The following is a 22,298-nucleotide window of genomic DNA, read 5'->3' as shown; positions in this document are numbered from 1 at the left end:
CCACTGTCCGGCATCAAGTTTATATCATCCGATAATGGGTGCGGTGACGGTTTGGGGATTCAATCCTCCGTGGATACGGACGCTCGAACGGCTTCGATGGTCGCCGACAATTCGTCCGCCAGCGCGGTGCAGGTTCGGCCGATTTCATCCATCCCCGCTTCGCTTCGGACCAGCGCATTCAGGTCATGCGCGCGCTCCTGGACCCGGATCGCCCCGACGCCGCCCGCCGAGCCTTTGAGGGCATGGGCGATTCGACCGATCTCGGCCGCGTCGCCCCTGGCCAGGGACTGGAGCAGCCGGTCGGGATCCGAGCCATGATGCTCGGCGAAGATGGTCAGCAGCCGGCGATAGATGCGCATGCTGCCACGCGCGCTGACGAGTCCGCGCGAGGCGTCGAGCCCGGGAATCGACGCGATCCGCTGGTCCATGCCGGTTTCATTCGTGCCGGCCGCATCCATCGGCCGGCTCGTTTTGACCGGAGCCCCGGATGGCAGCCAGTGCAGCAGGGTGTTGAATAGGTGTTCGGGTTCGACCGGTTTGGCCACGAAGTCGTTCATCCCCGCATCCCGACACTCGCGGCGGTCATCGTCGAAGGCGTTGGCGGTCATGGCGATGATGGGGGTGCTCAGGTGTCTGGACAGCGAGCGAATGGCCCTGGCCGCGTCCAGGCCATTCAGCCCGGGCATCTGAAGATCCATGAGGATGATGTCGTAATCGCGATCCCGGGCCTTTTCCAGGGCCTGGCGGCCATCCTCCGCGACCTCCACGATCAGTCCCGTGCGTTCCAGCATCTCCAGCGCCACTTCGCGGTTGATGGGATTGTCCTCCGCCATCAATAGCCTGGCGCCCGAATGGCGGCGCCGCAGGGCCGCCTCGGCGTGTTGCGTGGAATCGTCGGCAACGCTCGGCGCCTCGGCCTCGCCGCGCTCGAGCCTGGCGGTGAACCAGAAGAGGCTCCCGGAGCCTGGTTCGCTTTCGGCGCCCGCGTCGCCCCCCATGAGCCGGGCCAGCCGGCGCGTGATGGCCAATCCGAGCCCGGTGCCGCCGTATCTGCGCGTCGTGGAGACATCCGTCTGCTCGAATGCCTCGAACAGCTTGTGCAGCTTGTCGGGCGCGATGCCGATCCCGCTGTCCCGAACCTCGAAGCGCACCAGCAGCTTGCCGTCGGCTTCCTCCAGGAGGATGGCGCGCAAGTCGACGGTGCCGCTGTCGGTGAATTTGACGGCGTTGCTGGCGTAGTTGAGCAATGCCTGGCGCAGGCGGGTGGGATCGCCGCGCAGCCAGAGCGGCACGTCGTCGCCGTCCAGCGTCACGGTCAGACCCTTGGCTTGGGCCTGCTCCCAGATCAGGGACCGTACATGGTCCAGGATCGTCTCCAGGGGGAAATTGGTGTTTTCCAGTTCCAGTCGACCGGCCTCGATTTTGGAGAGGTCGAGGATGTCGTTGAGGATGAAGAGGAGGTGCCGGCCGGAATCCTCGATCTTGATCAGCCGCTGGACCTGCTCGGGTGTGGATCCGTCGCGCCGGAGCAGGTGGGTGAGGCCCAGGATCGCATTCATGGGCGTGCGGATTTCATGGCTCATGTTGGCGAGGAAGGTGCTTTTGGCCTGATTGGCCGCGTCCGCCGCCTGTTTGGCCTGGACCAGCTCGGCCTCGGCCTGCTTGCGCGCGGTGATATCGGCCGCGACACCGGCCAGTCGAGTCACACGGCCCGCGTCGTCGCGGATCGGCGATGCCTGCTCCTGGACCCATGTCTCGGTGCCGTCAGGTCGGATGATCCGGTACTGGATGTCGTACTCCGCGCATCGGATCCTCAGCGCCGAGAGTCTGTCCCGGTCCTCGGGGTGGACGCTCTTCAGCCACAGGGTCGCGTCCTCGTAGAGGGCGCGGGTCGGGGCGCCGAGGATCGCTTCGTAGGCGGGGCTGACATAGACGAACCTCTGGGCGTCCGCGTCCATGAGCCAGAAGATTTCGCGGATCGTCTCGGCGATTTGACGGAATTTGTCGGCGCTCTCCTGACTGTCCCGCAACGCCTTTTGAACGGCATCGGCCATGAAATCGAACGTCCTCGACAGCAGGCCGATCTCGTCGGGGCGGCTGAGGCCGCTGCGGGCGCCGAAATCGCCCTGGCGAAGCCGGTTGGCAACCCCGGTCAGGTGGTGGATGGGGGCATTGAGCGTGTTGGCCAGCAGCACGGACAGCAGTGAGACCCCCAGGATGGAGACGAGCATCAGGAAGGAGATCTGCCGAAGCATCCGGGCGATGGGGGCGTGGATCTCGCTCAGATTCTCCTTGACGACGAATCCCCATCGCGTCTTGGGCAGATAGCTGAAGGCCGCCAGCACCTGGATGCCGCGATAGTCCTGGGTCTCGATGACGCCCGTCGCGCCCTGCGACGCCATGACGGCCGGCTTGGCGTGGATTCTGAGGCTCAACGGCGACTCCGGCTCCTCGCGCAGCCTGCTTACGGCGACGACCTGCTCGTTGACGATCAGGCTTTCCCCGGTCGCTCCGAGTCCGGTGCGGTCGCCGAGTATGCCGTACAGAGAGGATTCGAGGTCGATCCGGATGGCGAGAACGCCGGCGACCTCCTGGGGTGCGGTCCGGGTTCGCAGGGCGAGCGACAGGACCAGTGCGGGCCTGCCCAGCGTCCGGGAGTGGGCGATGTCGGATACGAACACCTCGCGCCGTTCGAGCGCCTCGACGAAGTACTCGCGATCCGCGGCGGAGGTGCCCTCGGTTCCAGGTCGGGTCGAAACCTCGATCCGTCCTGTTCGGGCGTCGATGAGGAAAATCTCGTCGTAGTCCTCGGACAGCTCCAAATAGCTCTGGAAGCGCTGCCGAAGCGTCGAAGGCTCGGCGGAGGCCGGGACGGGCCGCGCCGAGGATAGGCTCCAGTGCTGCGCGAGCATCAGGAGGTCGTGCTCCCGTTCGTCCAGCCAGGTGTTGATCTGGGCGATCTTCAGGTCGCGGATCGCGGTGAGCTTGCTGATCGCCTCGTCCCTGATCGAGGATGCCTGCATCTGGTACTGGATCGCGGCGGCCAGGGACAGGGGCAGCAGGGTGACCAGGAAGAACCAGAATCCGAGGCGTTTCCGCACGCTGTCGAACGCGAGGGGGCCTTTCATGGTCTGGCCAGTCCCTGGATCACCGACGGCTCGAAGAGCTCGACCGTACTGGGGCGCGCGTTCAGCAGGCCCTTGGCGAGCATGAAGTCGATGATGCGCTGGGAGTATTTGTATACGTTGTTCGTCGAGGAGAGATCGAGCATGCGACTGTTCTCTTCCAGGTCCGGCGCAACCAGACCGTCGAGTCCCCGTTTGTAGAGGTCGGTCGAGATACCCTTCCGCGCGGCGATGATCCGCGCGGACTCATCCAGATGCCGCTCAATGTAATCCAGGCTGTCGAACCAGGTCAGCAGAATCTTCGGCACCGTGTTCGGATGCCGCTCGAAGAAGCCCGTGTCGAACACCAGCACGTCGATGATCTCGAACGGGATCTCCCGGGAGCTGAAGATCATGTTTCCACCCATGCGTTCCAGGAGGAGCGCGGCCGTGGGATTGAAGCAGACCAGCGCGTCGATCGCTTCGCCTTCGAATGCCTCGATCCAGTCCGCTGCGGCCACATCGACCAGCGTGACATCGGAGGCTCGCATCGAGTGCCGTTGCAGTGCCCGTTTCAGAAGGAATTCGCCGACCATGGTGCCTTCGTACCCGACGCGCCGGTTCTCGAGATCCCGTATCGAGGCGATGCTGGGCTTGCCGACGATCATATCGCCGCCCATGGAATAGTCGATCAGTAAGACGATCTTGAGTGGGACGCCGGATGCCGCCACGGACAGGGCCTCGTCCAGGGTGAAGGCGGCCCCGTCGAGGTGTCCCTCCTGCATGGCCTTCATTTCGTCCCCGGTGGATTCGAAGCGTCTGAGCTGAACCTGGACCCCATGATGCTCGAACAGGCCTTTCTCCTCGGCCAGAATCAGGGGGTCGTAACCGGTCCAGGTATTGATGCCGAGGCTGACCTGAGGCATGCGACGACCGAGCAGCCATCCCGTGACGGCGGCCGCCAAGGCTAGGGCGATCAGGAGAGACAGCAGACGGATGTATCGGGCGGACGGGTTTCCCAAGGAACACCTTCGATGCGGCAGAACTCCATAGTCACACTAGCTTAGCGCGGAACGGGTTATGAGTCCGAGCGCTGCGGCCGAAACGCTCGGGGGGCCTCGCGAATCACACGAGCCCGCGACCGGTACACAGAGGGAGCGAGAGCGAGCCGGATGAGGTGCGTATTTTCACCCTTGTTGGATGAGGTTTCAGAGGTATATTATCGATTTTTCGACATCAGTAATGATGTATAGAACATGATCACTGCCTCGCAACTCCGGGCTGCGCGCGCGCTTCTCGGCATCGATCAGCGTCAGCTGGCCGAGTCGGCCGGTCTCTCACTGCCGACCATCCAGCGCATGGAGGCGAGCCAGGGCCAGGTGCGCGGAAACGTCGACTCCCTGGTCAAGCTGGTCGAGGCGCTGGAACGCGCCGGACTGGAGCTGATCGGGGAGGGCGCGGCCAGCTCGGGCGGCGGGCGCGGTGTTCGGCTCAAGACGCCGCCGACGATGGACGAGACCTCATGAGCCTCTATTTCGCGTTGCTCCTGGCCGGTCTGGCGCTCCTGCTGGCCCTGGGTTCGGCTGGAGTCTCTCTGCTCGCGGGCCGCCGTCCCCTTGTGCTGCGTCAGGTGGCCATGCCGTTGTTCGGGCTCGCCGGGGTTTCGGCCGTCCTGTCCGGTCTGTTCGCCCTCCTCGGCGACGGCTCCGCCACGACCGTCCTCCCGCTGGGTCTGCCCTGGATGCCTTGGCACCTGCGGGTCGATGCGCTCTCCGGGTTCTTCCTGCTGGTGATCGGGCTGGTCACCTCGGCGGTCGGGCTCTACGGTCCTTCCTACGTGCGCGGTTTCGAGCGCGGTCGCGATTCGCTCGCCGCGCTCGGCGGATTCGGCGGGCTCTTCCTCGCCGGCATGCTGCTGGTGGTGCTGGCCGACGACGCCTTCCTCTTCATGGTGGCCTGGGAGCTCATGTCCCTGTCCTCCTATTTCCTGGTCGCCTTCCAGCACGAGAACGCCGCCAATCGGCGCGCCGCCTTCCTCTATCTCTTGATGGCCCATATCGGCGGGCTCGCCATCCTGCTTGGGTTCGGGGTGCTGGCGGCCTTCGGGCACGGCTTCGATTTCGACGCCATGCGCGCGGCCGAGCTCTCGCCGCTCTGGGCGACCCTGGCCTTCGGGCTGGCCTTCCTCGGCTTCGGCATGAAGGCGGGCCTGGTCCCGCTGCATGCCTGGCTGCCGGAGGCCCATCCGGTCGCGCCCTCGCACATCTCGGCGCTCATGTCGGGCGTCATGCTCAAGGTGGCGGTCTACGGCTTCATCCGGGTCGTCTACGACCTCGTCGGCCAGGTCCAGTGGCAGTGGGGCGTGGTCCTGCTGGCGGTCGGCAGCGTCTCGGCGCTCATGGGGGTGCTCTTCGCCCTGATGCAGACCGATCTCAAGCGTCTGCTGGCCTACTCCTCGGTCGAGAACCTGGGCATCATCTTCATCGCCCTGGGGCTGGGTCTGCTGTTCCAGGGCACGGATCATCCGACCCTGGCGGCCCTGGCCTTCGTCGCCGCCCTCTATCACGTGGTCAACCACGCGCTCTTCAAGGGGCTGCTGTTCCTGGGCGCCGGGGCCATCCAGCACAGCGCCCACGAGCGCGACCTGGAGCAGATGGGCGGTCTGCTGCGGCGCATGCCCTGGACCGGCTATTTCTTCCTCGTCGGCTGCGTCTCCATCTCGGCGCTGCCGCCCTTCAACGGCTTCGTCTCCGAGTGGCTGACCTTCCAGGCGGCGCTCCAGGCCTGGCAGCTGGAGAGCGGCGTGCTGCGCAGCCTCATCCCCATCGCCTCGGCGGTGCTGGCCCTGACCGGCGCCCTGGTGGCGGCCACCTTCGTCAAGGTCTACGGGGTGGCCTTCCTCGGCCAGGCGCGCTCGCGCCACGTCCGCCGCGCACGTCCGGTGCCGCACGGGATGCGCGCCGGGCTGGGTCTGCTGGCCGGACTCTGTCTGCTGTTCGGCGTGCTGCCGACCCAGATCATCGCCCTCATCGATCCGGTCGCCGAGCTGATGGTCGGCAGCGGCGTGCCCCAGGCCGGCGCCCAGGGCTGGCTGTGGCTGACGCCCATCGCGCCCGAGACGGCCAGCTACAGCGCGCCCATCTCGATCCTGCTGCTCGCGCTGATCGCCGGATTCGCCATCTGGTGGTTCAGACGCGGTAAGGTGCGCCGCATCCGTCGCTGCGATCCCTGGGATTGCGGCTTCGCCCCGCCCGATCCGCACATGCAATACACGGCGACCTCCTTCGCTCAACCGATCCGGCGCGTCTTCGCCCTGCTGTTCGAGATCGAGGAGTCGCGTCCGCCGTTCGAGGATGCCGCCCCGCGCTATCGGCTGCGGATCGGCGACCGCGCCTGGGGGCTGATCTATCAGCCGGTGGCGCGCGCGGTCGAGTCGGCCTCGCGGCGCGTGGTGCGGCTGCAGTCGGGCAACGTCCGCGTCTATCTGGGCTGGACCCTGGCCACGCTGCTGGTGCTGCTATGGATCATCTCCTGATGTTCGCCCGTTTCGGAGGAGGCGTCTGATGTCCGCCTGGCTCGTCGCACTGCTGCAGGCCCTGCTCTATCCGGCCCTGGCCCCGCTGCTGGTCGGCTGGGTGCGCAAGGTCAAGGCGCGGCTGCAGAACCGTCGCGGGGCCTCGGTGTTCCAGCCCTATGCCGATCTGCGCAAGCTGCTGGTCAAGGAGACCCGGGTCGCCCATACCGCCTCCGAGCTGTTCCGGGTCGCGCCCTACATCGTCTTCGTCGCCACCTGGCTGGCGGCCGCGACCGTGCCTCTGGTGGCGCTCGACCTGCCGATCGCGGCGGTGGCCGACATCATCGTGCTGGTCGGTCTGCTGGCCCTGGCCCGCTTCTTCCTCGCCCTGGCCGGGATGGACGCGGGCACCGCCTTCGGCGGCATGGGCGCCTCGCGCGAGATGCTGGTCTCGGCCCTGGCCGAGCCGGCCATGCTGATGGCGGTCTTCACCCTGGCCATGACCGCCCACAGCACCAGTCTGCAGAGCGTCATGGCGCATCACCTGGCCGACGGCTTCCTGCTGCGTCCCTCCTATCTCTTCGCCTTCGGCGCACTGGTCCTGGTGGCCCTGGCCGAATGCGGCCGCATCCCGGTCGACAACCCCTCGACCCACCTGGAGCTGACCATGGTCCACGAGGCCATGCTGCTCGAGTACAGCGGTCGCCACCTGGCGCTCATGGAATGGGCGGCCCAAATCAAGTTGCTGCTCTACGGGGTGCTGATCGTCAATGTCTTCTTCCCCTGGGGCGTGGGGGCGAGCTTCGGCGCCCTGGCGCTCGGCTCGGGTCTGGCCGTGGTGCTGCTCAAGCTGCTGGTGCTGGGCGCGCTGCTGGCGGCGGGCGAGACGGTCCTGGCCAAGATGCGTCTGTTCCGCGTGCCCGGCTTCCTCAACCTGGCTCTGCTGCTGGCCCTGCTGGGTCTGCTGAGCCACGTCATCCTGGAGGTGGGCGCATGAGCCTGACGCTCCTGACCCTGCTGCAGCAGTTCGTGCTGCTGCTGGCGGCACTGGCGCTCTTCCTGTCCTTCGTGCTGCTGTCCCAGACCCGGCTGATCGCGGCCATCCGCGTCTTCGCCTGGCAGGGCGCGCTGGTCGCGGCGGTGACCCTGACGGTCGCACTCGCCGGCCACGCGCACCATCTCTATTTCTCGGCGGCCCTGACCCTTGGGCTCAAGGCGATGCTCATCCCCGCGATGCTGCACCGCATGACCCGGCGTCTGGGACTGGAACGCCAGTCCGAGACCCTGAGCCGTCCGGCCCTGGTCATCATGGCCGCCGTGGTGCTGGTGATCTTCAGCTACTGGGTGGTGGAGCCTATGGTCGCCAACGGTCTGGCCTTCACCCGCAACATCATCGCGGTGAGTCTGGCGGTGGTGCTGATCGGCCTGCTGATGATGGTCTTCCGCCAGCAGGCGGTGGCCCAGGTGCTGGGATTCATGTCGATGGAGAACGGTCTCTTCCTCGCCGCCGTCTCGGCCACCGCCGGCATGCCCCTGGTGGTCGAGCTGGGCGTCGCCTTCGACGTCCTGGTCGCCATGGTCCTGTTCGGCGTCTTCTTCTTCCAGATCCGCGAGAGCATCGACTCGCTGGACGTGGATCGGCTCAACCGGCTGACGGAGACGGAGGAGGGGAGATGATTCGGATAGCTTCCAGCTTCCAGCTTCCAGCTTCCAGCCAGAGGGTGCTGTGCGGACGTGGGCGCGGGGGATCCGCCTCGGTGGGTTCTTTGCGGGGAGGGAAGAGCGTCTTCCATGAAAGCTGGAGGCTGGAGGCTGGCGGCTGGAGGCTCAACAAATGACCTCGTTGTCTCTGACCCTCCTGACGCCTCTGATCGGCGGTCTGGTCCTCATCCTCATGCGCTCGCCCGGCCCGGCCGGGTGGCTGAACCTGGGCGTGTCGGGCCTGACGCTGGCCGGGTCCCTGGGGCTGGCCTGGTCGGTCTGGCACCTGGGATCGGTGGCCGGGATGGGCTTCCGGGTCGACGCCTTCAACGTCTATCTGGTGGTGCTGACCGCCTTCGTGGGGCTGACCACGGGTATCTTCTCGCGGCCCTACATGCGTTACGTCCAGGCGAGCGGGCGGATCAGCGCCTGGAGTCTGCGCGTCTATCACGGCATGTATCAGGCCTTCATGCTGACCATGCTGGTGGCCCTGACGACGGACAACCTGGGCGTGCTCTGGGTGGCGGTCGAGGGCGCGACCCTGGCGACCGTGCTGCTGGTGTCGCTCTACCGCACGCCCGAGGCGGTCGAGGCGGCCTGGAAGTATTTCATCCTCTGCGGGGTAGGCATCGCCCTGGCACTGTTCGGGACCGTGCTGACCTATTTCGCCGCCCAGCACGTGATGGCGGATCCGGGCACGGGGCTGACCTGGAGCGCGCTCTACGAGCGCTCGCACGATCTGGACCCGACCGTGATGCGCATCGCCTTCGTCTTCCTGCTGGTCGGCTACGGGACCAAGGTGGGTCTGGTGCCCATGCACCAGTGGCTGCCGGACGCCCATTCGGAGGGACCGACGCCCATGTCGGCGGTGCTCTCGGGTCTGCTGCTGAACGTGGCGCTCTATGCCGTGGTGCGGCTCAAGATGCTGGTCGACGGATCCCTGGCCGAGACCGCGACGCCGCATCTGGCCGGCGCCCTGCTGATGGGATTCGGCCTGGTCTCCTTCCTGGTCGCCGGTCTCTTCCTGCACCGCCAGCGCGACATCAAGCGCATGTTCAGCTATTCCTCGATCGAGCACATGGGACTCATGACCTTCGCCTTCGGTCTGGGCGGACCGCTCGCCACCTTCGGGGCGCTGCTGCACATGCTGGTGCATTCGCTGACCAAGTCGGCCATCTTCATCACCGTGGGGCACGCGACCCATGTCGCCGGCACCCAGTCGATCGACCGCATCCGCGGGCTGATCCGCACCCAGCCGGCCATCGGCTGGTCGCTGCTGTTCGGCGTGGTCGCCATCGCCGGCTTCCCGCCGTTCGGGGTCTTCACCAGCGAATTCCTGCTGCTGACCGCCACCATGCAGTCCCAGCCCTGGTTCACGGTAGTGCTGCTGAGCGGTCTGGCGGTCGCCTTCGCCGGGCTCTTCCGCCATCTGCATCCCATGGTCTACGGCGCCGCGCCCGAGGGTCAGCGTCCGGTCGAGGCCAACATGCTGCCGGTCTACTTCCATCTGGGCCTGGTGCTCTGGCTGGGTCTGGCGATCCCTGACGTGCTGTCCGCCTGGCTGGACCGGGCGACCCAGCTCATCACCGGGGGGCATCTGCTGTGAGCGAGACCCAGAACCGCTTCGAGTGGCTGTCCGAATATCTGGTTCGGCCGTCCTACGGCTGGGCCGGCGAGCGCGCTGCGGATCCCGACGTCCTGGCACCGGCCCGCCGCTTCCTGCTGGACCCCGAGGCCTGGGGGATGGCGGCGCGTCTGGCGGCCTCCATGGGGCTGCGTCACGCCGGGCTCTGGGCCGATCCGCTCGACGCCGAGGGCGAGGCGGGCGTGATGCGGGTCCAGGCCTGCCTGGAGCTCGAGGGCGATTATCTGGTCCTGGAGACCCAGGTTCCGCTCGATCGGCCGACGATCGACTCGCACACCCCCACCTATCCCGGCCTCGACCGTCTCGAGCGCCATGCCCAGGACCTGACCGGACTGACCTTCACCGGTCACCCCGACGGCCGCCGCTGGACCCGTCATCAGGCCTGGCCCGAGGACCGCTTCCCGTTGCGGTGCGATTTTCCGCTGGGCGGCGAGCGCTCGGCCCGCACCCCGGCGGACGCCGACTATCCCTTCGTGCGCGTCCAGGGCACTGGTGTCTACGAGATCCCGGTCGGTCCCGTGCATGCCGGCATCATCGAGCCGGGCCATTTCCGCTTCCAGGCCATGGGCGAAGAGGTGCTGCGTCTGGAGCAGCGGCTCGGCTACGTCCACAAGGGCATCGAGAAGCTGGCGGTGGGCCGCGATCCTGCTGGACTGGCCCGGCTCGCCGGCCGCGTCTCGGGCGATTCGACCGTCGCCCACGCCTGGGCCGCCTGTCAGGCGATGGAGCGTGCCGCCGGCTGCGAGGTGCCGCCGCGCGCGCTCTTCCTGCGCGCACTCATGGCCGAACGCGAGCGCATCGCCAACCATCTGGGCGACATCGGCGCCATCTGCAACGACGTCGGCTTCGCCTTCGCCCTGGCCCAGTGCGGCCGGCTGCGCGAGCAGTGGCAGCGGCGCAGCCAGGCACTCTTCGGCCATCGCTTCATGATGGACGTGGTGATTCCGGGCGGCGTCGCCCGCGACCTGACGCCCGAGGGCTTCCAGCAGCTGAGGCTCGACCACGCGGCGCTGCACAGGGTCATCGAGCCGCTGTTCGACGTCATCCAGGACCATCCGTCGCTCGACGATCGTCTGATGCGCACCGGCATCCTGCCCGCCGAGGACGCCCGGGCGCTCGGCTGCACCGGTTACGTCGGCAAGGCCAGCGGCCAGTCGTTCGACGTCCGCCGCGACAGCCCCTACATCCCCTACGACCAGCTACGGGTCGAGGTCCCGGCCGAGACGGCCGGCGACGTCTCTGCTCGCGTCGCCGTGCGCATCGCCGAGGTCCGCGCCAGCCTCTGGATGCTCGACCGCCTCCTCGACGCCCTGCCGGAGGGCGAGGTCGCCTCACCCTTTACCCCACCGCCATCCGGCGCCATGGGCCTCGGAATCATCGACGGCTGGCGCGGTGAGACCCTATGCTTCATCCGCTTCGGCAGCGACGGCCGAATTGCACGATACTTCCCCCGCGACCCCAGCTGGTTCACCTGGCCCGCGCTGGAACGGCTCATACTTGGGAATATCGTTCCCGATTTCCCGGTCTGCAACAAATCGGTAAATGGGTCCTATTCGGGGGGGGATTTGTAGAGGGAGTGTGAGGCGTGTAGTGGGGTTGGGTGGATAGGACGAAAGACTGATTCGCGATGTGATTCAACGCTTTAGACCGCTCTCCCGCTCCTTCGTCTCACGCCTCCAAACGCCCATCCAGGTACTCCCCATCGCCCAAGTGTTCCCTTGCGAACGCGTCAGGGGCTTGCCTTTGGCGTAAATATTCATATAAAACAAAAACTAAAACGATAAAAGGCCCAGGCGCACCAAGCTGGCCCGCCTCCTGCTTTTCAGCTCGTCGAGGGGTTCGCCCCAGATACTGCCGGTCAGGAGTCGCCCATGAGCACGCCATCCCATCACAGCCTTCTATCTTCGGTCCCGAGCGCACGCGCACCCGCCGAGCTTCCACCGACCCGCGAGCCCGAGACGCAATCGGATCTCGGCCGGCTGGACCTCCTGGGTCGCCTGCCGATCCCGCTGCGCCGACCCTTCAAGGCCGGGCTGGACCGGACGGTCATCGCCCATCGCCGGGCGACCGGAACCGAGCTGGAATGCCGTTTCCTCTCCGGAGCCGAGTGGTACAGCCCCTTCGACGGCCTGGCCGGCGCGCCCGACGCCGAGGCGCTCCCCGGCATGCTGGTGACGACGCTCTATCAGGACATCCTGGTCCCACGTCTGCTGGCCCACTATACGCCCGCGCCCGAGCGGCGGCCGGCATCGCCCTGCCATCCGTCCTGTCTGGACGGGGGCCTGATGGATCCGTTCGGGATCTTCCGTACCTTCTCGGTCATCCCCTTCGTTTTCCTGGTCGACGAGCGCCGCCTCAAGGGCCGCCCGGCGCCGCGCACCTGGAGCGATCTGCTGCATCCCAGATGGACCGATGACATCGTCTTCGGCGGCTGGCGCCCCAATGATCGGGTTCCCTACCAGGACTACAACGCCTATCTGCTGCTCTGTCTCGCCGAGGAATTCGGCCGGACCGGGCTCGAGGCATTCGCCGGGAACGTCCGCCATCTCCAGCACAATATCCGTACCGCGACCCAGGCGGGCTCCAACAGCGCCGGCGTCGGCGCCGTTTCCGTGCTGCCCTGGCTGCAGGCGGTACTCTGCCCGCGCCGCGATCGCACCCGGGTGGTCTGGCCGGAAGACGGCGCGCTCGCCATGCCGATCGGCTATCTGGTCAAGCCGGATGCGGAGGCACGCCTGGCGCCCCTGATCGACTATGTCACCGGCCTGGAGTGGGGCGCGGCCCTGACCCGCAACTGCTATCCCCCGACCAATCCGGCGGTGCCCAATGCCTTTCCACCCGGGGCGCGTCTCAAATGGCCAGGCTGGGATTATTGCCGCGCGCACGACCTGGGCGCCGAGACCGACCGCGCCTCGCAGTGTTTCTTCGACGCCTGGTACGGACGCATGGAGGTGCGCGCATGCAGCTGATCACGGTCGCCGGATCGCCCTCGGTGGGCAAGACCTCGGTCATCCTGCGCGTCGCGGAGCTGCTCGGGCGGCAGGGGCTCGCGGTTGGCGTGGTCAAGCTCGACTCGCTCTCCACCTCGGACGACCAGCTGTATGCCCAGAAGGGGCTGCCGGTGGCGGTGGGCCTGGCCGGCTCAATCTGCCCGGACCATTATTTCGTCTCCAACATCGAGGATTGTCTCGCCTGGGGCCAGCGCCAGGGACTGGACCTGCTCTTCAGCGAGAGCGCGGGGCTCTGCAACCGCTGCTCGCCCCATATCCAGGGGGTCATGGCTGTCTGCGTGGTCGACGCGCTGGCGGGCGTGCACACGCCCAAGAAGATCGGCCCCATGCTGCGGCTGGCGGACCTGGCGGTCATCACCAAAGGCGACATCGTCTCGCAGGTGGAGCGCGAGGTCTTTGCCTATCAGGTGCGCCTGGCGAATCCCGGCGCACGGGCCTTCTTCTGCAACGGCATCACCGGCCAGGGTGCGAGCGACCTGGCCGCCGCCATCGCGCGGGCGGCGCCGACGCACTCGCTCGAGGGCCAGCGGCTGCGCTTCCCCATGCCGGCGGCGGTCTGTCCCTATTGCGTGGGCGAGACGGCCATCGGCGAGACCCATCAGCGCGGCAACGTGAAGAAGATGCGCTTCGCCGACCAGACGGAGGTGACGCCATGAGTGCAATCGCCAGCCTTCCTCTCGACGAGCTGCTGATCCAGCATTCCTGCGTTCGCGACTTCATCGACTCCCTGGGGCTCGAGATCCAGGAGAGCGCGGAGCCGCTCGGGATCTGGCTGGACCGGTTGCCGGACGAAGACATCCTGGACGCAGGCATGGAGCGCCCCCAGATCCTGGCCCACGCCGAACGCCTCATTCAGGAGGTTGCCCGCATGGAGGACGGATCCGGCGCTGGCGTGGCCAGCCTGACACTGATCGGCGGACGCGACAAGAACGGCACTCCGGAACAGGCGCGGATCAGCGTGCGCGCCGGGGAGGTTCTCTGCATCGTCGGCCCGACCGGCTCCGGCAAGAGCCGCCTGCTGGCGGATATCGAGTGTCTGGCCCAGGGCGATACGCCGACCGGGCGTCGGATCCTGATCGATGGAGCAGTCCCGGACGAGGAGCGCCGCACGGTACTCGACCGCAAGCTGGTGGCGCAGCTCTCGCAGAACATGAACTTCGTCGTGGATCTCGGCGTGCGCGACTTCATCGGCCTGCACGCCCAGTGCCGCATGGTCGCGGAGCCGGAGATCATGGTCGAGCGCGTCATCGCCTGCGCCAACGATCTCACGGGCGAGAAATTCGGACCGGAGACCTCGGTCACCCAGCTTTCGGGCGGACAGACCCGCGCCCTCATGATCGCCGATGCTGCGCTGCTCTCGGCCTCGCCGGTGGTCCTGATCGACGAGATCGAGAACGCCGGCGTCGACCGCCGCCGCGCACTCGAGCTGCTGATCGGCGGCGAGAAGATCGTCTTCATCTCCACCCACGATCCGCTGCTCGCCCTGCGCGGAGACCGGCGCATCGTCATCCGCAACGGCGGCATTGCCGGCATCCTCGAGACCAGTCCGGAGGAGCGCGAGAACCTGGAACGCATCGAGCGTGTCGATGCCACCCTGATGGAGATCCGCGAGCGGTTGCGGCGCGGGCTGCGCATCGAGTCACCGGTGAGGTGGCCGCAATGACCGAAGCGGAGCTCAATCCCGGGCTGAACCTGCTGCTCGAGCGCCGTTCCGATCACAAGCTGACCGCTCCGGGCCCCTCCGACGCCGAGCTGGACCTCATCCTGCGTGCCGCCCTGCGGGTACCTGATTTCGGGCATTTGCGTCCCTATCGCTTCCTGGCCGCGCGCGGCGAGGGGCTCGACCGGCTCGGCCAGGCGATGCGGCGCGCGGCGATCGCCGCCGGCAAACCCGCCGACGTCGTGGCGCGCGCGCCACGCATGCCGCATCGCGCGCCGCTGGTGATCGTCGCGATCTCCAGCCCCAAGGAAGACAAGGCGGTTCCGCGCTTCGACCAGCAGCTCTGTGCCGGCTGCACGGTACTCACCCTGCAGCTCGCCGCCCGCGCGCTCGGCTACAGCGGGATCTGGCGCTCGGGCTGGATGATGTACGATGGCAATTTTCACCGCGAGCTGGGACTCGAGGAGCAGGAGCGGATTGTCGGCTTCCTCTATCTCGGCACGCCGGTCATCGTCGAGAAAACGCCGGTCGTCAGTGCTGCGGAGGCGCCGCTGCGCTGGCTCTGAGGGGAGCGGAATGCGCTGCGGGATCGAATTCGAGTATCTTTTGGTGGATTTGGCCGGCCCCGAGCCTGGCCGAGTCCGCGACTTCACCAATCTCTCCTTCGAGGAGATCGCCCCGCAGCTGGAGGACAAGCCCGGTCGTGACGATCCGAGCCTTGCGACCGGCGATATCGGTATCCGCTCGGGCTACTGGTACCTGGAGGGCGACGAGCGCGCCCATGAGGACGGCCGCTTTCGCACACTGATGGTCAAGGGTGTGGAGATCCGCACCCCGCCCGTGCCCGATATCGAGCGTGCGATCCAATCCATGCTCTCCATCGAGTGGCAACTCACCGCCGCCTTGGCCAAGGCCGGCCTCGGACTCGCCATTGCCGGTTTCAATCCCGTCCGAGACCGCTACGACTTCGATCCGCCACTCAACACTTGGGAGCGAGCCGAGCGGGCCGGCGATCGCGGCTACGATGGCAGCCACGTCTCCACGCTGAGCTACGGCCCGGACATCAACCTCTCTTGGCCCGGTTGGAACGCCGCTCGATGTCTGGACGCGGCACGCAAGCTCAACGCCTACGCCCCCTACATCGTCCCCTTCAGCTTCAGCAGTCCTTTCTTCGCAGGCCGAGTCTGGGAGGGGCTGTCCAGGCGCACCTATGCGCGCGCTGCGCACCGGCCGGCGGTCAAGGTCTATCTGGATCCGGAGACGTTCGCCCCTGCCGAGGCATGCGGCCTCGCGCACCCCGCACGCCTTTCCGGCGAGGTGGGGCGCATCGAATTCAAGGCCTTCGATGCCCTTATTTCGGTCGAGTTGCTCAGGGCCTGCTGCCATCTGCTCGAAGGCATCTGTCTGGCATCCGATCTCGCCATGCGCAGCGAAGGGACTGACATCGGACTCTATCGGCGTGCGGCATTGAGCGGATTTGCCGATTCCGGCATCCGCGAGGGTGCCCGCGAGATCTTGGCCAAAGCGACACAGGCGCTCCGAACGGCGGAAAAGTCCCCAGCAGTCGCCGCCTTGGCCGAGCTTGAGGAGCAGATGACCCGAGAGTCGACGCCAGCACATCGGCTCCTCGAGCGCTACGGGCGCACAGGTTCCATGGTATGGCTGGGCGGGCTCGGAAAAGAGTCGATCTAGACGGGTTCCCTGGTAGAGGGGAGGGGCTCCGTGGCCATCAAGGCGAATGACCAGGCTATTCAATTGATGGATTCAGGTAGAATGAGCGGGCGGAACGCTGGGAAATCTCTGCTGATCGGAAGTCATTTCGATGGCTGCTTGTCGGGTATATGGGATGGAGAGCGACTGATTTTTTGTCACACATGGTTGGTTTTATGAATGCAGTGCTTGATTGTGTATTTATCGAAACGACAACGGCGTGCACCAGGCGGTGTCGCTTTTGCACGCATTATTATCATGATGTCATCCCATATTTCATGCATCAAGACATTTTCTTCAAGATCATCAACGATCTTCGTGACATGAAATTTTCGGGGCGTCTCTCTTTCTATATGAATGGGGAGCCGCTGTTGGATCGGCGGCTAGAAAGTTGGCTTTCGATCGCTAATTCATGCTGTCCTGATGCGTTGAACTTCATCAATACCAATGGAGACTTGTTGACGACGGATCGGGCTTTGAGCCTGTTCGAGGCCGGTCTTGACGTGATGAAGGTGAATTCCTATACCAGCAAGTCCGCGGAAAAGATAAAGGCTCTGGTGCGCGATCTTCCAGATCACCTTCGTCGAAAGATCAATCACAACGATGCGAGTCGGTATGATGGATGGTCGAGTCGAGGTGGAGTTGTCGAACTGAAAACAGAATCCAAGCCGCTTTATCCCGGGCCGGTATGTCCGAGACCATTTAGGCAGCTGTATATCAAGGTGACCGGAGAGGTCGCCTTGTGTTGTACCGACGACCAATGTCGGCATACTATGGGCGATGTGAGGTCGAATGACGTCGAAAGCATCTGGCGTGGAGAATCCTTCGAGTCGGTTCGCAATGGCTTTGTCAAGGATTCAGAATTGCCATCTCTCTGTTATCAATGTGATCTTGAGCCGACCTATCAGGAAGTCGACGAAGTAAGAGCGTTATACTCCTAGGCGCGATCAAGGTATCATTATTCGAGATGTAGGAATATGCCATTTAGTAATTGTGAGCAAATAACGCCCATAATGTCGGAAATACGGAGCATACGGCCCAAATCCGTTTTGGACGTTGGCTGTGGGTTGGGATTGTACGGCATGCTTTGTCGGGTGTTTCTGGATCTATATGATGATGAATCATATATTTCGAAACTCGAGGATGGGAGCAATAGCCAGTGGACCGTCCGGGTCGATGGGATCGAGGGAACCGCTGCTTATATACCCTTCATCCCTTCGTGGGCCTACGATGATGTGAGTTGCGGCAATGCCTTGGATCTTTTGCGCAATTTGCATGATGACTCATATGATCTGGTTATTGCTCTTGCGATACTGGAGCACTTCGACCAGGACGAGGGTCTCGAGTTTCTATCGCATCTCAAGAGAATAGGGAAAAAATGCATTATTTCGGTGCCGAAAAAGGTAATGCCGCAGGAGGTTACAGGCTATCCATATGAGACGCACCGCTCTCATTGGAGCGATACCGATCTCGCTGCTTGTGGCTTCAATCGTTTCATACCGCATTTCGGAGTGTGGATCGCGATTCATGATCCTGAGGTCGGCCCCGTCGCCCAAGTCGTGCGGCAGGCAACGCAGGTCAAGCAAGCGCTCAACTTCAGCGGGGAGTCATCCATGCCCTACCGCTCTGCGGATACCGATTTGGTCGAGATAGGGAAGTCTTTGGGGACTATCATGGATTCGCTTTCCGCAATCCGCGAGCAGCAAGAGATTACGAATAGCGAGCGATTGAGTATCAAGTATAGGCTGCGCTCCTGGATGCCCAAACTCAAGGTGAAGGCGGGTTGATTGCGTTCCCGCTCGGGCCGAGGACGGCTATTTCCTCCTGACTCCGACGAGCGGACAGCGATCGGATGTATACCGAATCGGGCGCGAACGCCGCGCCCGATTCGGGGCGACGATGGTCTCGGTGTCCAGCGGGGTCAGGGTGCGCAGATCGACGATCTCGACGTCCACGCCCTCGCCCGCCAGAAAGAGTCGCGAATCGCGCTGCATCTCCTCGCGCAGCGTCTGATTGACAGCCTGACCCATTCCAAGCATTTGCATCGTCATACCCCGATCACTCCGCCCCAGACTCTGACCAGACATCGTCGAGCGCCTCTTCCGGTTCGGGCCAGGGGCTCTCTTCGGCAAAACGCACGGCCTCGGCCACGACTCCGGCCGCGCTCGCGCGCAGATCCTCCGGCGTCTCCGAAGTGGGCGTCATCACGCGGTCGAGGATCGGGGCAAGCGGTTCCGCAAGCCCAGGTCAGCGATCGGTCTTCAGATCCTTCTTTACCGATTTGATGAAGCGACCGAAGTCGCGGTCCTTCTTGCGCCGCTCGGCATGGGTCATCTGGTTGAACTCGGACTCCTGTCTGAGCTTGAGATAGTTCTCGAAGTGCGCGCGGCCGATCTCGCCCGAATCGACCGCCTCGCGCACGGCGCAGCCGGGCTCGCCGCTATGGGTGCAGTCGCGGTAGCGGCAGCGGGAGGCGAGCTCGGTGATCTCGGCATAGCGGCTTTCGATGCCGTTCCCTGCGTCCAGAATGCCGAATTCGCGCATTCCCGGTGTGTCGACGACCAGCGCGCCGCCGCCGAGTCGGATCAGCTCGCGACGCACCGTGGTATGGCGTCCCTCGCCGGTCGCGCTGACACCGCCCGTCTCCAGGGCGTCCCGGTCGATCAGATGATTGATCAGAGTGCTCTTGCCGACGCCCGAGGATCCGACGAAGCAGTAGGTCTTACCAGGCGCCAGGAACCCCTTGAGCGCGCTCAGACCATCCTGGGTCACGTTGCTCAGGGTCAGGACCGGGGGCATGAGACCCATGGCCTCGATCTCGGACAGCTGATCGGCCAGGACGTCCGGATCCACCAGGTCCGTCTTGGTGAGCAGGACGCAGGGATCGGCCCCGCCGTCCATCACCATGACCAGATAGCGCTCCAGCCGTTTGAGATTGAAGTCGAAGTGACAGGACTGGACGATCATGACGGTATCCAGATTCGCCGCGATCATCTGATACTCGACGGCATTCCCGGCCGACTTGCGGCGCAGCGCGGTCCGGCGCTCGACGACCGAGTGGACGATCGCGAAATCGTCCCCCGGCTGACGTTCCAGACAGACCCAGTCGCCCACGCAGGGCAGGTCGTGCGGGAAGCGGTGGCGGTGCAGCAGGCCGCCGGCCAGCTTGGCGCGGAAGGAACCCGTCCCGTCCAGGAGCAGCAGCCGATCGCGGTCGACGGCCGCGACGCGGGCGATGGTGTGCGAGGTATCGCAATCGACACGTTGCTCGAACCATTGGGTCCAGCCCAGCGCGGCCAGTTCGGAGTGCTGAATCGTCATCGTGAGGCGGCTCGGTTCCGTGGATTGGGTCAGCGGCATGAGGGGACGCCTTGATGCCATGATCGGGGTCCCAATGCAAACGAGGCGGCACCGATGCACGCTCTGTTACACTGATCCGCCGACCTTCAGTATCCCGTCAAGATGCCCCTATGACACAGGTCCGGACCAGCCAGACACATCCCATCCAGATCTCGGAGGTCCGCGCGAGCCTCTCGTATGGACGGATCGGGATCACCTTCTGTCCGGGCAAGCAGGATCCCTTCGCCCACACGGGCGCCTGGAAGCGCGACCTCGGGACCGATCTGGACGCCATCCGCGACTGGGGCGCCAGGCTGGTGCTGACGCTGGTGGAGCCCGAGGAACTGGCGATGCTCAAGGTGCCGCATCTCGGTCGGGAGGTCCAGAACCGGGGCATCGCCTGGCGCCATCTTCCCATCGCCGACTATTCGGTTCCGAACCAGGTCTTCGAGGATCAGTGGGTCGTCCATGGCCGCGAGATCCGCCGGATGCTGCGCAACGGAGAGGATGTGCTCCTGCACTGCAAGGGCGGCCTCGGGCGCGCGGGCATGATCGCCGCGCGGCTGCTCGTCGAACTCGGCATGGAGCCCGACGAGGCGATCCGCGACGTCCGCCGCGAACGCAGGGGGGCCATCGAGACGCCCTCGCAGCTCGCCCTGGTGCGTCGAACCCGCCCCATCCCCTGATCCAGGATTCGCGATGATCTCCGATATTCCACCCATCGATACCGCCGCCATGCATCGGGTCGGCGGTCAGTTGGGCACCAATCCGGCCGGCATCTTCGAGGACGACGACGGACGCCGCTTCTACGTCAAGACGCTGGAGTCGCCGCTGCATGCCCGCAACGAGGCGATCGCCGCCCGGCTCTACCGGCTGACGGGCGCCCCGACCCTGACCTATGTGCGCACGGCCGAGCCCGAGCAGATCGCGACACAGTGGGTCCAGCTCGACAAGCGCTGCGTGGCGCACCTGAGCGAGGGCGAGCGCCGCCAAACCCAGCGCTGGTTCGGGGTGCATGCCTGGACGGCCAACTGGGACGCCGCCGGCTTCGACGGGGACAACCAGGGTGTGGTCGACGGACAGGTGCTGACGCTCGATCTGGGCGGCGCGCTGTGCTTTCGCGCCCAGGGCGATCCCAAGGGCAAGGCCTTCGGCACCCGGGTGGACGAGCTGGACGTCCTGCGCCGCGACGAGGACAACCCGCACGCGCTCCGGCTCTTCGCCGACATGCGTCCAGACGCCATCAAGGAGGCCATTGAGGTCGTGGTTCGGATCCCGGACGAGCGGATCCGCCAGGTCATCCTCGACGGCGGCGGCAGCCGCAAGCTGGCCGAGAAGATGATTGCGCGCAAGGCGGATATGGCCGGGAGGTTGGGAACCTTCGAGTCGGCTGTGAGCCTCTGCGCCTCGATGATGGAATCGGTTAACGCATGATGTCGATCTGGATCCCGCGCTCGGCGAGCGCCTCGCGGCGTGCCGAGAGGTAGCGCTGGAAGCTCGGCTGCCAGCGGTAGGCGCCGGTGGCGACGTAGTCGAGCGCGCCCTGGACATGGAACGCCTTCAGATAGCCCTCGGTGCGGAAGACCTCCCTACCCTGGGTATCGTAGAAGACCAGGCTGGGCGTGTATTCGATCCCCAGCTCGGCGGCCCAGTCGCGCCCGGTCGTCTCCCGTCCGTCCGGCGTCTGCAGGGGCTCGCGCGAGAAGACGTCGACGATGGCGGCATCGAAGGCCGCGAGCGAGAGCGCGACCGCCTCGCGGCGCAGGACGTCCTGATGCAGCTCGTCGCACTCCCGGCACACCGGCTGCTCCAGCATCACCACCAGCGGACGCGGCGATTTCCGGCGGTTGTCGCCGAGTCGTAACGGCGGGGCGAGAAAGCCCGCCTCTTGGTGCAGGTCGCCCTCGGCCTCGCGCGGATTGGTGCGGACATAGAATTCGCTGAAGCGTTCGCCAGTGCGCTCGTGGCGTTCCGCGACGTATCTCAGCGCGGCCGCGAAACGGTGCGGCGGCAGATAGCCGTTCAGCCGCAGCACCACCTTGCCGGCTTCGTCCAGGAACAGCAGGGTCGGCGTGAACTGGACCCCGAGCAGGGTGGCGAGCTTTTTCTCGGTCGTGGTCTTGCCGTCCAGCCCGGTCACCTCCCGATCGCCCCAGAGGTTGATCGCGATGACGTCGAAGCCCTGGCGCGTCAGCTCGACGATCTCCCGGTCGGTAAAGTTGTCCCTCAGCAGCTTGGCGCAGTAGGGACAGCCGTCCTGGTAGAAATAGAGCAGCACCCGCTTGTCCTCGGCCGCGGCCTCCGCGACGTCCTCGGTCAGGTCCAGGAAGGAGGTCTTGAACCAGGCGGGCAGTTCCTCGTATCCGGGGTTCTGCAGCCCGGCTCCCAGCTCGGCAGGGTCCTCCGAGGCGGCCATCGTGAAATCGGTCAGGAATAGGAGAGACAGAATCGTCAGGGCTTGGAGCATGGGGGAGGTCCTCGTCGTGGGCTGGGCCGAGTTCTGAGGAGTATGAGCGATGCGGGTATTTGTAAACCCTTTGGGCTTTGGTCGGAATGTGGATGGGTCGATCGGCGTTGCTTCGCTCATGAGGCGCGGTGGTTTGCCTATTTAAAG

General features: G+C 65.4%; 21 protein-coding genes. 15 read left to right on the top strand and 6 right to left on the bottom strand.

Annotated elements, in window-relative coordinates:
* Positions 1-59 precede the first annotated feature (59 nt).
* Both D779_RS21305 and D779_RS21300 read right to left on the bottom strand, forming a co-directional pair.
* Positions 60-3,128, bottom strand: a complete 3,069-nt coding sequence (locus D779_RS21305) for a response regulator (RefSeq protein ID WP_052348261.1) — start codon at positions 3,126-3,128, stop codon at positions 60-62.
* Positions 3,125-4,126 carry an ABC transporter substrate-binding protein gene (locus tag D779_RS21300; RefSeq protein WP_052348260.1) on the bottom strand — a complete coding sequence of 334 codons (1,002 nt, stop codon included), beginning with the start codon at positions 4,124-4,126 and terminating at the stop codon, positions 3,125-3,127. The genes D779_RS21305 and D779_RS21300 overlap by 4 nt, the downstream gene beginning before the upstream one ends.
* Before the next feature lie 234 nt (positions 4,127-4,360).
* Between D779_RS21300 and D779_RS18345 the strand changes: the two genes are divergently transcribed.
* The 13 genes from D779_RS18345 (at position 4,361) to D779_RS18290 (ending at position 18,132) form a co-directional block, all read left to right on the top strand.
* A complete protein-coding gene (locus D779_RS18345; RefSeq protein ID WP_043756977.1) occupies positions 4,361-4,630 on the top strand; it encodes a helix-turn-helix domain-containing protein in 270 nt (89 codons plus the stop codon).
* On the top strand, positions 4,627-6,639 hold the full coding sequence (gene hyfB, locus D779_RS18340; protein WP_043756975.1) for a hydrogenase 4 subunit B: 2,013 nt from the start codon (positions 4,627-4,629) through the stop codon (positions 6,637-6,639). Before D779_RS18345 ends, hyfB begins: the two co-directional genes overlap by 4 nt.
* Positions 6,640-6,667: 28 nt before the next feature.
* Positions 6,668-7,615, top strand: coding sequence for a respiratory chain complex I subunit 1 family protein (locus D779_RS18335; RefSeq protein ID WP_043756973.1), 948 nt, complete (start codon positions 6,668-6,670; stop codon positions 7,613-7,615).
* Positions 7,612-8,295, top strand: a complete 684-nt coding sequence (locus D779_RS18330) for a formate hydrogenlyase (RefSeq protein ID WP_043756969.1) — start codon at positions 7,612-7,614, stop codon at positions 8,293-8,295. Before D779_RS18335 ends, D779_RS18330 begins: the two co-directional genes overlap by 4 nt.
* 157 nt (positions 8,296-8,452) lie before the next feature.
* Positions 8,453-9,925 (top strand): hydrogenase 4 subunit F, encoded by a 1,473-nt coding sequence (locus D779_RS18325; protein ID WP_043756967.1) that lies wholly within the window; start codon positions 8,453-8,455, stop codon positions 9,923-9,925.
* Complete coding sequence (locus D779_RS18320) at positions 9,922-11,535, top strand: hydrogenase large subunit (protein ID WP_043756964.1); 1,614 nt, start codon at positions 9,922-9,924, stop codon at positions 11,533-11,535. Before D779_RS18325 ends, D779_RS18320 begins: the two co-directional genes overlap by 4 nt.
* 300 nt (positions 11,536-11,835) lie before the next feature.
* Positions 11,836-12,933 (top strand): ABC transporter substrate-binding protein, encoded by a 1,098-nt coding sequence (locus tag D779_RS18315; protein ID WP_052348259.1) that lies wholly within the window; start codon positions 11,836-11,838, stop codon positions 12,931-12,933.
* Positions 12,924-13,631 (top strand): GTP-binding protein, encoded by a 708-nt coding sequence (locus tag D779_RS18310; protein WP_043756962.1) that lies wholly within the window; start codon positions 12,924-12,926, stop codon positions 13,629-13,631. The genes D779_RS18315 and D779_RS18310 overlap by 10 nt, the downstream gene beginning before the upstream one ends.
* Positions 13,628-14,638 carry an ATP-binding cassette domain-containing protein gene (locus D779_RS18305; RefSeq protein WP_043756959.1) on the top strand — a complete coding sequence of 337 codons (1,011 nt, stop codon included), beginning with the start codon at positions 13,628-13,630 and terminating at the stop codon, positions 14,636-14,638. Before D779_RS18310 ends, D779_RS18305 begins: the two co-directional genes overlap by 4 nt.
* A complete protein-coding gene (locus D779_RS18300; RefSeq protein ID WP_043756955.1) occupies positions 14,635-15,201 on the top strand; it encodes a nitroreductase family protein in 567 nt (188 codons plus the stop codon). Before D779_RS18305 ends, D779_RS18300 begins: the two co-directional genes overlap by 4 nt.
* A 43-nt stretch (positions 15,202-15,244) precedes the next feature.
* Positions 15,245-16,327, top strand: a complete 1,083-nt coding sequence (locus tag D779_RS18295) for a glutamate-cysteine ligase family protein (protein ID WP_198295751.1) — start codon at positions 15,245-15,247, stop codon at positions 16,325-16,327.
* Between the two features lie 149 nt (positions 16,328-16,476).
* Positions 16,477-17,286 (top strand): radical SAM/SPASM domain-containing protein, encoded by an 810-nt coding sequence (locus D779_RS21880; RefSeq protein ID WP_081763594.1) that lies wholly within the window; start codon positions 16,477-16,479, stop codon positions 17,284-17,286.
* Positions 17,287-17,427: 141 nt separating this feature from the next.
* The gene (locus D779_RS18290; RefSeq protein WP_043756953.1) at positions 17,428-18,132 is read left to right on the top strand and encodes a methyltransferase domain-containing protein; all 705 of its coding nucleotides are present in this window, start codon (positions 17,428-17,430) and stop codon (positions 18,130-18,132) included.
* A 27-nt stretch (positions 18,133-18,159) separates the two neighbouring features.
* Here D779_RS18290 and D779_RS23010 read toward each other — a convergent pair whose 3' ends face one another.
* From D779_RS23010 to rsgA, 3 genes are read right to left on the bottom strand one after another with little or no spacing between them, the layout of a single operon-like run.
* Positions 18,160-18,396, bottom strand: a complete 237-nt coding sequence (locus tag D779_RS23010) for a hypothetical protein (protein WP_081763593.1) — start codon at positions 18,394-18,396, stop codon at positions 18,160-18,162.
* A gap of 7 nt (positions 18,397-18,403) precedes the next feature.
* On the bottom strand, positions 18,404-18,550 hold the full coding sequence (locus D779_RS22405; protein ID WP_157726453.1) for a hypothetical protein: 147 nt from the start codon (positions 18,548-18,550) through the stop codon (positions 18,404-18,406).
* A gap of 42 nt (positions 18,551-18,592) precedes the next feature.
* The gene (rsgA, locus tag D779_RS18280; RefSeq protein ID WP_043756990.1) at positions 18,593-19,666 is read right to left on the bottom strand and encodes a ribosome small subunit-dependent GTPase A; all 1,074 of its coding nucleotides are present in this window, start codon (positions 19,664-19,666) and stop codon (positions 18,593-18,595) included.
* Between the two features lie 149 nt (positions 19,667-19,815).
* On the opposite strand from rsgA, the gene D779_RS18275 reads away from it, so the two are divergent.
* Both D779_RS18275 and D779_RS18270 read left to right on the top strand, forming a co-directional pair.
* Positions 19,816-20,370 carry a cyclin-dependent kinase inhibitor 3 family protein gene (locus tag D779_RS18275; protein ID WP_043756947.1) on the top strand — a complete coding sequence of 185 codons (555 nt, stop codon included), beginning with the start codon at positions 19,816-19,818 and terminating at the stop codon, positions 20,368-20,370.
* A 13-nt stretch (positions 20,371-20,383) separates the two neighbouring features.
* On the top strand, positions 20,384-21,118 hold the full coding sequence (locus D779_RS18270; RefSeq protein ID WP_043756945.1) for a hypothetical protein: 735 nt from the start codon (positions 20,384-20,386) through the stop codon (positions 21,116-21,118).
* Here D779_RS18270 and D779_RS18265 read toward each other — a convergent pair.
* On the bottom strand, positions 21,108-22,151 hold the full coding sequence (locus D779_RS18265) for a thioredoxin family protein (protein ID WP_043756943.1): 1,044 nt from the start codon (positions 22,149-22,151) through the stop codon (positions 21,108-21,110). The two genes, D779_RS18270 and D779_RS18265, sit on opposite strands and share 11 nt — an antisense overlap.
* Positions 22,152-22,298: the final 147 nt, after the last annotated feature.

The sequence above is a fragment of the Imhoffiella purpurea genome, assembly GCF_000585215.1.
Taxonomy (GTDB): domain Bacteria; phylum Pseudomonadota; class Gammaproteobacteria; order Chromatiales; family Chromatiaceae; genus Imhoffiella; species Imhoffiella purpurea.
This window is presented reverse-complemented; position numbering and strand designations above follow the sequence as displayed.

Bases quoted from the DNA above. Each gene is read 5' to 3' on its own strand.
- D779_RS18335 (WP_043756973.1), top strand. From the start codon at position 6,668: ATGTCCGCCTGGCTCGTCGCACTGCTGCAGGCCCTGCTCTATCCGGCC.
- hyfB (WP_043756975.1), top strand. From the start codon at position 4,627: ATGAGCCTCTATTTCGCGTTGCTCCTGGCCGGTCTGGCGCTCCTGCTG.
- D779_RS23010 (WP_081763593.1), bottom strand. From the start codon at position 18,396: ATGACGATGCAAATGCTTGGAATGGGTCAGGCTGTCAATCAGACGCTG.
- D779_RS22405 (WP_157726453.1), bottom strand. From the start codon at position 18,550: ATGACGCCCACTTCGGAGACGCCGGAGGATCTGCGCGCGAGCGCGGCC.
- D779_RS18290 (WP_043756953.1), top strand. From the start codon at position 17,428: ATGCTTTGTCGGGTGTTTCTGGATCTATATGATGATGAATCATATATT.
- D779_RS21880 (WP_081763594.1), top strand. From the start codon at position 16,477: ATGGGATGGAGAGCGACTGATTTTTTGTCACACATGGTTGGTTTTATG.
- D779_RS21305 (WP_052348261.1), bottom strand. From the start codon at position 3,128: ATGAAAGGCCCCCTCGCGTTCGACAGCGTGCGGAAACGCCTCGGATTC.
- D779_RS18265 (WP_043756943.1), bottom strand. From the start codon at position 22,151: ATGCTCCAAGCCCTGACGATTCTGTCTCTCCTATTCCTGACCGATTTC.
- D779_RS18345 (WP_043756977.1), top strand. From the start codon at position 4,361: ATGATCACTGCCTCGCAACTCCGGGCTGCGCGCGCGCTTCTCGGCATC.
- D779_RS18305 (WP_043756959.1), top strand. From the start codon at position 13,628: ATGAGTGCAATCGCCAGCCTTCCTCTCGACGAGCTGCTGATCCAGCAT.
- D779_RS18275 (WP_043756947.1), top strand. From the start codon at position 19,816: ATGACACAGGTCCGGACCAGCCAGACACATCCCATCCAGATCTCGGAG.
- D779_RS18315 (WP_052348259.1), top strand. From the start codon at position 11,836: ATGAGCACGCCATCCCATCACAGCCTTCTATCTTCGGTCCCGAGCGCA.
- D779_RS18325 (WP_043756967.1), top strand. From the start codon at position 8,453: ATGACCTCGTTGTCTCTGACCCTCCTGACGCCTCTGATCGGCGGTCTG.
- D779_RS18300 (WP_043756955.1), top strand. From the start codon at position 14,635: ATGACCGAAGCGGAGCTCAATCCCGGGCTGAACCTGCTGCTCGAGCGC.
- rsgA (WP_043756990.1), bottom strand. From the start codon at position 19,666: ATGACGATTCAGCACTCCGAACTGGCCGCGCTGGGCTGGACCCAATGG.
- D779_RS18310 (WP_043756962.1), top strand. From the start codon at position 12,924: ATGCAGCTGATCACGGTCGCCGGATCGCCCTCGGTGGGCAAGACCTCG.
- D779_RS18270 (WP_043756945.1), top strand. From the start codon at position 20,384: ATGATCTCCGATATTCCACCCATCGATACCGCCGCCATGCATCGGGTC.
- D779_RS18330 (WP_043756969.1), top strand. From the start codon at position 7,612: ATGAGCCTGACGCTCCTGACCCTGCTGCAGCAGTTCGTGCTGCTGCTG.